Below are 6,985 nucleotides of genomic sequence, written 5' to 3'. Positions count from 1 at the left end.
TAAACTATTCTAGTAATTCGAATTTAAATTCTATGTTTTATCTTATGTAGATTTGTTCTGGCATTTTCTGTATGCAAAATGTTTTTATATAAATAGAGAAAGAAATTTCTTATTATTAATCTTGGAAGGAAGAATGGTAGGAAATATAACAGACTTATACCCTAATATTTATAAACAAGACAGGAGACAGCAAAGTACTCCTGTAGAATTTGATTATCGCTCAGGACTTGATCGCAGATCAGGTTCAAGACCTGCTATTGATCCAAAGTTAAAAGATGATATAGATCAGACTAAGAGTATCTTTGCTGCATTAAGCCCTGTAGCTCCTATTAGAAGAATAGCTTCTATTCCTGATAATATTAAAGATGGTAATTACACCAAAGCAGCAGGCTTACTGGGGCTTGCATATGTAAATATTCCAGAAGATGTAAGAGATCTAACAAACGCTGGCAAACAAATATTTAAAGGTAAGTTACCTGCATATGATTATAAAAATTATCAGACTCCTTTTTCTTTCTTTAGAGGGACAAAACTAGAACCTGTTATTAATAAATTGGGCAAATTTGGTGCTAAGTTGCATCAATGGGATATCCCCCTTTTTGACACAAAGCTAGGCAAAATAGTTCAGAAAAAACTTAATATAAGAATGGTTGGGCAAACTACTACAGGCAGAAAAGTTCCCAAATTGATATTTAATGAAATATCCAAAAATACCATTTTAAAACAAGCTCCGGTTAAGGCTTTTGAATTACAAGGTTCAGCATTTGCTAAAATAATTGGAAAATCTTTATTGAGAATACCTTTATTAAGTGTTTTTGCTCTTGGAGTTTTTGAATTACCTGCTATTATTAAGGCATTTGGACAAGAAAAAAATGATAAAAGTAAACTACACAATGGAATTACTCAAATAACAAAATCATCAATTAACGTTTCTTCACTATTAGCTGGAATAGGCACTGTTGGAGCAGTACTCGCTAAATATGGGTCTGCATATTCAATGTTAGGAATGGGTTTAGGTTCTATTTTAGGATCATTATTGGCAAGTAAAATAAATAAAATAGTTGATTGTAATAAATAGTTTAATTTTGTTCTTCTTTTAGCATTTCCTGTAACTCTACTAAAATCTCTTTTTTGACATTGTCTTTTGTTGTATCGATTTTTTCTTGAAGAAATTTATTAACCTTTTCATCATTTGGGTTAATTATTTGTGCATATGCATATAATTGCTCACATAAATCAGTATCGAAAAGTTCATCATCAACAAATTTATTTACTCTTTCAATAAATGCATCTTCATTAGTTTTACTTGTGAATGAGACTGTATCCTGTTTTAATGATTCTAAAGCTGGCATGCCAGTATGCTTATAGGAAGTATTGCCCTGGAATTGAGGATATGTCGATGTTATATTTTTTATCTGCATATTTTTACCTTTTAAATTTTTAACCTGAATATATAAAAATCAAATATATATAAAATTGCTAGTTTTATATTGAATCTAGAAATATGTGTTATTACACCACTGATATTGAAGGACGGAGATTATAACAATTAAACTCGAAGAATATTGCACATTTTACTACAACAATTTTAGAAAACCTGAAATTTCAGTAATCATATGCCCAAATTCTGGCTGAGTATTGTAATATAATTCTTTGCTGCGCTTATCTTTATATGAATTTGCAAGTTCTTTTATGCAATTATGTTCAGGGTTAAAGGCATCGCAAAGCTGAATATCCTGCAGAGTTATTTTCTCTGTATTAAAATGCTCTTCAGAAATATCAGAAATATCTTGCAAAATTAAAGTTAATTCATCTTTATTTTTAACTAAATTCTTTATATCAGGAGTAGTTAAAAGATTAAAGAGATCATAATAATGCCTCGTTCTTAATTTTAAAGATCTATTGTCATGTAAACTTTTAACCGCACAAAGTTTTTCCGCAAAAATCCTTTCAAGGCAAAGAACTTTAACATCAAAAGGAGGAATATCTTCTGCTAGATCCTGGAATCCCTTATCTATCAGATAATCTCCAACAAATGAATTTATCGGCTTGATTAAAGTACGAGGTGATGTTCCACCTCTGTAGCCCGGCTCGAGTAAAATTTGAGAGCTTACCTCTCCCTCAAGCTTATTATCAGGATTTTTATTATAATCAAAGTAAATCGTTGCAGCTAATTTCTTCACCATTGACTTTTCAGGCAAGTAGGTTAACCCTGAAATACTAGCTACAAAATCTTTTAACTTTTCAAGTCTTCTCCGTTTACTGTTTTTTGATATAGTATCAACAGTCTGAATAAATAATAAATCAATATCTTCTGAGAATCTTTCTATAATTTTGTATGCTTTTGATAGACAGGTACCACCTTTAAAAACAAATTCATCCTGAAATTCAGAGTTTTGCAATTCTCTTAAAACTCTGATAACCCAATAATCCTTTTCAATTGTTCCAGCAGGTAAACTCCATGCAGCGGCAACAATTTTAACGAACCCTTGGAAATCAGGATGATCACTAATATATCTTAACGGTGTACTCGTGGCTTTATTCTCCATTCACTTGAAAATTTTAATCCGAATATTACATCAGAATATACCACAGTATTAGGATTTATTTTACTTTTAAGTTTATTCAAAAGCTTTAAATCCATTCCTAATTCCTGACCAAGAGCGCCAACTACAGCTTTAACTTTTGGCGGCTCATTTATAGCAGAAATACCAAGATCGTTAATATTAACTTTTCCAAATCTTATAATCTCTTTTATTCTTTCAATAGATTCAACCGGCGTTGTATCAGGAATTGCATCTATATCAATAATTGCATCTAGAACTATTCTTTCAATATCCGTCCCGGAGTGGGGTTTGTTTCTCAAAATATACTTTGTATTACCATTACTTCTCATTGGTTTATTACAAGCAATAGTAACAGTCTTTGAAATTTGTGTAGTTAAACCGATTTTATTATACCCATTTAATCCACTAATACAGCTAAAACTTGCTTTTTTAGCTGCACGTGAAAATGCCAAAACATTATTATTTGGAGGAACTACTCCAAGAATTGTCTTTTTAGGGACATAGTAAAATCCTCGTGAGGCACGATCAATAAGTCCTTCTTTATAAATACTACTCAAAGCCATTGCTACCGCTGATCTTGAATACTTATCAAAATCAGAATAGCTCCAGATTTTATCTGAAGAGTTGTTCTTTAAAATTTTGTTTCTAACTGTTTTTCTAACTGATTTCATAAGTATCACCTTTAATATCATGTTCTCATATTTTTTCATTATGTCAATTATTTACATGTATTTAATTAACAAAAATTATTAAAAAATATCAGCTTAAGCTTTATTCAATAAGGGCAAAGAGCTATTTAATTTAATAAGTTTTATATTAAAACTATTAAAATTTTAATCTTGTTATATTTAATAAGCGTTATAATTTTACAAGTTCTTCCGGCAATGTCATATTATAGCTTGCTAGATAAACACCACCTTTAGAAATGCTGCGATGGCCTTTTCCTAAATCTATTTTTGCCTGATCGAGAAAATCAAACCATTGGTGTCCAATTTTATGAGACATATACAAAAACAGTCTTTTAACTTTGACAGAACTACAGTTCTCAAGTAGGTTCTGAAGTACTTTAGGACGTAAATTTACCAGTCCTTCAAGTATTTGATAACACTCAACAATATCCATTTTCTCAGGAGCTAAGTATAAACTTTCCAGAATAGCTCTTTCTGCTGAAGAAATCTCGATTGTAAAATTCTTTTCATTAAACGCAGTGAGTTCTACTTTATCAGGCAGCATAGATGTTCTTATATACTCTATCTGCTGTTGCCAATTATAATTTTTAAACCAGGCTGGTAAAGTCTTTTTAGGAAGGGAAAATAAATAAACATTCTCCTGATTATGTCTAATATAATGAGAGAGACCTTGTTTTGATAATGCAGTTAAACCCCCGGCATGGATAGAAGACATACAGGACTGAGATTGCATTGAGTAAAGAGCACCTTCCCAACTGATTGTATCATTAGGTCTTTTATATGCCCCTGTTCCTATAGATTGTATCCATCCACTTCGCTTATAGCGTTTTTGCAATTCATGAGATATGCCCATACTTTCAAGCCAGGATGCCAGAATAACTGTTCCTGGTTTATGCGTATCTATAAATTTCGTTATTTTTTTCTCTATATTGGTACTCATAGTACCAATATTATGTATTATTTAACGAAAGTCAATAAAATAATATTTTACTGCATAAAAATTTAAACAGATTGTATATTAATCAAAAAAGGATTAAAAAGTTTTTAAAATGTATTTTAAAAACTTGGTAAAATTCAATACTTTTTAAAATACATTTTATTATTTATAGTTTATCTGTTAATCCTCAAATTTACTACAGCTTAAATAACGTAAAATGGTCATATAATATATTGATTTTCGGTTGCATTTTGGTTGCAAAAATTTAAAAAAATGGGTAAAAATGAATAAAAGTTGCAGCAAAATAAAAATCGTCAAATGATTGAATATATCTATATAAAAGGCAATTTATAATAACATATCAAAGCACGTAAAAATGCCTGTTTTCACCCTCATAAATATAAAGAAACTTTTGCTCTTGTTTCTTGACTTTTAACATACACCCTACTAAAGTTGGTAGAGAATTACGATATAATTGTGCCTAAAAAACAAGGCAAAAACCCCGGATCTCAAGGCTAAAAAACATTTTTTGATAAAAAATTACTTGTTAAAAAATATTAAAGTGAGTTTTATCAAATCATGAATATGTTTTCATAAAATCACATAATTTTTCCGGTATCATCATTTTATGATCATAGGATAATAGAAGGAAGGAGGGGGCGAAAAATGAGCTTGATTAATGCAGAAATTATAAATTTTACAGGGCAGACATATAATCTTAAAAATGGACCATTAAATCAGGATAATAAGATTATCCTGTCTGATGTGCAGGACAAGTTTATTAAACAGACCAAAATTTCCTTTCAGGGACCGGATAATGCGGAGAACAAATATCAAGGAGAATCCTTCCTGTCAAAATTATCCAGGTTTAATGCACCTGTTGCTACAGCGTTCATTACAGTTTTTACATCAACTATTCTTGCTCCTATAGCTAAAGCTGTTGGTTTACCATTAAATCCACCCATAGAAAGAACTTTACCTGCAAAACAAGATTCTGTTCCAATACAGGCAAAGGAGCCGAAATGGTGGAAAGAAGCTACTGTTTATCAGATTTATCCAATGAGCTTTAAGGATACGGATGGTAATGGTACCGGTGATATTAAGGGAATTACTGAAAACCTTGATTATTTGAAAGATTTAGGTGTTAATTCTCTCTGGCTGAATCCTATTTATACTTCTCCTGAAAAAGATAACGGATATGATATAAGTGATTATAAAGGAATTAACCCTAAATACGGATCAATGAAAGATATGGAAGAGCTTATTCAGGAAGATCATAAGCGTGATCTGCATATTATTATGGATCTGGTAGTAAATCACTCTTCAGATCAGCTTTCTTGGTTTAAAGCTGCCAGAGATCCAAATCATCCTGAGCATAAAAAATATAAAGACTACTATATTTGGGCTCCTCCGGCAAAAAATGGCGAGGTTCCAAATAACTGGGTTTCAGATTTTGCTGGCTCGGCTTGGACAAAGAATTATAAGACAAACGAATATTATTTCCATACGTTTCTGCCTGAACAACCGGAGCTAAACTGGAGAAATCCCAAAGTAAGAGAGGCAGTTAATGATATTTTGTCATTCTGGCTTAAAAAGGGTATTGATGGTTTTAGAATGGATGTTATTGATCATGTAGGTGTAAACAAACCTTTCCGTAAACCTAATAAGTCCTTTGTAGACTTTGATCGTCTTGAAAGTTATATAAAAGGGATGGGTAAAGTTCTTTACGATCCAAATATTATCTGCAATAAAGAAAAAGAGATAATGACTGTTGGAGAAACTCCTGCAACTGATATTTCTAATATCAGCAAGGTTATTGGCCCAAATAAATTAAATATGGTTTTTAACTTCGACATGGTAAACACTGATTCTAATCCTAATAACGGAAGCAAATGGACCGACAGAAAGCCGGAGCTTAAGGACATCAAAACAGTATTTACAAAATGGCAGAGCGCACTTGAGAAGGAAGTTGACTGGTATAGTATTTTCCTTATGAACCACGACCAGCCAAGGGCGTTATCAAGATTTGGAAATGATTCAACTGAGGAATTCAGAGAAGCTTCTGCAAAAATGTTGGCTACCATGCTCTTTTCATTGAAAGGGACTCCATATATGTATATGGGTGAGGAAATTGGAATGACAAATCCCAGATTTGATAATATTAATGATTATAAAGATGTAGAAACTCATAATCATTATAAAGAAGTGAAGGAGAAAATGCCTGAGCAGGAAATAATGGCCGGAATCAAAGCTAAAAGCCGGGATAATGCCAGAACTCCAATGCAGTGGAATAATTCCATGAATGCAGGATTTACTACAGGAACTCCGTGGATTAACCTAAATCCTAACTATACCGCCATAAATGTTGAAGCAGCCAGAAAAGATCCTAACTCAATCTATAATTATTTCAAAAATATGATTAAGCTTAGAAAAGATAATCCGGTACTTATTTATGGTAAATATGACCTTATCGCAAAAGATAACGAGAAAGTCTACTCCTATACAAGAACATTAGGTAAAGAAAAAATCCTTGTAGTACTTAATTTCTCCGAGAAAAATACAGAATTTTCTCTTGAAAAATATTCTACAAATGAAAATAAAATAAATATGTCTGGAGCAAAACTACTTATAGGAAATTATTCTGACAGTAGTCAGGACAAAAAAGATTTACTTCTCAAACCATACGAAGCAAGAGTATATAAGCTTAGTTTAGACTAAGAACCTATCCGACAAAAAAACGTCTAAAATTTTAAGTTCAGAAAAATAACTTAAAAGGTTTAGACAAAAATGAG

Annotated in this window: 6 protein-coding genes; 2 read left to right on the top strand and 4 right to left on the bottom strand. The window is 31.5% G+C overall.

What is annotated here, in order from left to right:
• Positions 1–133: 133 nt before the first annotated feature.
• The gene (locus A2255_04695; GenBank protein OGI18542.1) at positions 134–1,078 is read left to right on the top strand and encodes a hypothetical protein; all 945 of its coding nucleotides are present in this window, start codon (positions 134–136) and stop codon (positions 1,076–1,078) included.
• Position 1,079: 1 nt separating this feature from the next.
• Here A2255_04695 and A2255_04690 read toward each other — a convergent pair whose 3' ends face one another.
• The 4 genes from A2255_04690 to A2255_04675 form a co-directional block, all read right to left on the bottom strand.
• Positions 1,080–1,421: a hypothetical protein gene (locus A2255_04690; GenBank protein OGI18541.1), complete on the bottom strand. Its 342-nt coding sequence runs from the start codon at positions 1,419–1,421 to the stop codon at positions 1,080–1,082.
• Between the two features lie 156 nt (positions 1,422–1,577).
• Positions 1,578–2,549, bottom strand: a complete 972-nt coding sequence (locus A2255_04685) for a hypothetical protein (GenBank protein ID OGI18540.1) — start codon at positions 2,547–2,549, stop codon at positions 1,578–1,580.
• Entirely contained in the window at positions 2,519–3,238 is a 720-nt protein-coding gene (locus A2255_04680) for a hypothetical protein (GenBank protein ID OGI18539.1), read from the bottom strand. Before A2255_04680 ends, A2255_04685 begins: the two co-directional genes overlap by 31 nt.
• A 187-nt stretch (positions 3,239–3,425) precedes the next feature.
• On the bottom strand, positions 3,426–4,196 hold the full coding sequence (locus tag A2255_04675) for a hypothetical protein (GenBank protein ID OGI18538.1): 771 nt from the start codon (positions 4,194–4,196) through the stop codon (positions 3,426–3,428).
• Positions 4,197–5,252: 1,056 nt separating this feature from the next.
• Here A2255_04675 and A2255_04670 point away from each other — a divergent pair.
• Positions 5,253–6,911 carry a hypothetical protein gene (locus A2255_04670; protein ID OGI18543.1) on the top strand — a complete coding sequence of 553 codons (1,659 nt, stop codon included), beginning with the start codon at positions 5,253–5,255 and terminating at the stop codon, positions 6,909–6,911.
• Positions 6,912–6,985 lie beyond the last annotated feature (74 nt).

Source organism: Candidatus Melainabacteria bacterium RIFOXYA2_FULL_32_9 (genome assembly GCA_001784615.1).
Lineage (GTDB): Bacteria > Cyanobacteriota > Vampirovibrionia > Gastranaerophilales > UBA9579 > UBA9579.
This window is presented reverse-complemented; position numbering and strand designations above follow the sequence as displayed.

Bases quoted from the DNA above. Each gene is read 5' to 3' on its own strand.
- A2255_04695 (OGI18542.1), top strand. From the start codon at position 134: ATGGTAGGAAATATAACAGACTTATACCCTAATATTTATAAACAAGAC.
- A2255_04690 (OGI18541.1), bottom strand. From the start codon at position 1,421: ATGCAGATAAAAAATATAACATCGACATATCCTCAATTCCAGGGCAAT.
- A2255_04685 (OGI18540.1), bottom strand. From the start codon at position 2,549: ATGGAGAATAAAGCCACGAGTACACCGTTAAGATATATTAGTGATCAT.
- A2255_04680 (OGI18539.1), bottom strand. From the start codon at position 3,238: ATGAAATCAGTTAGAAAAACAGTTAGAAACAAAATTTTAAAGAACAAC.
- A2255_04675 (OGI18538.1), bottom strand. From the start codon at position 4,196: ATGAGTACCAATATAGAGAAAAAAATAACGAAATTTATAGATACGCAT.
- A2255_04670 (OGI18543.1), top strand. From the start codon at position 5,253: ATGAGCTTTAAGGATACGGATGGTAATGGTACCGGTGATATTAAGGGA.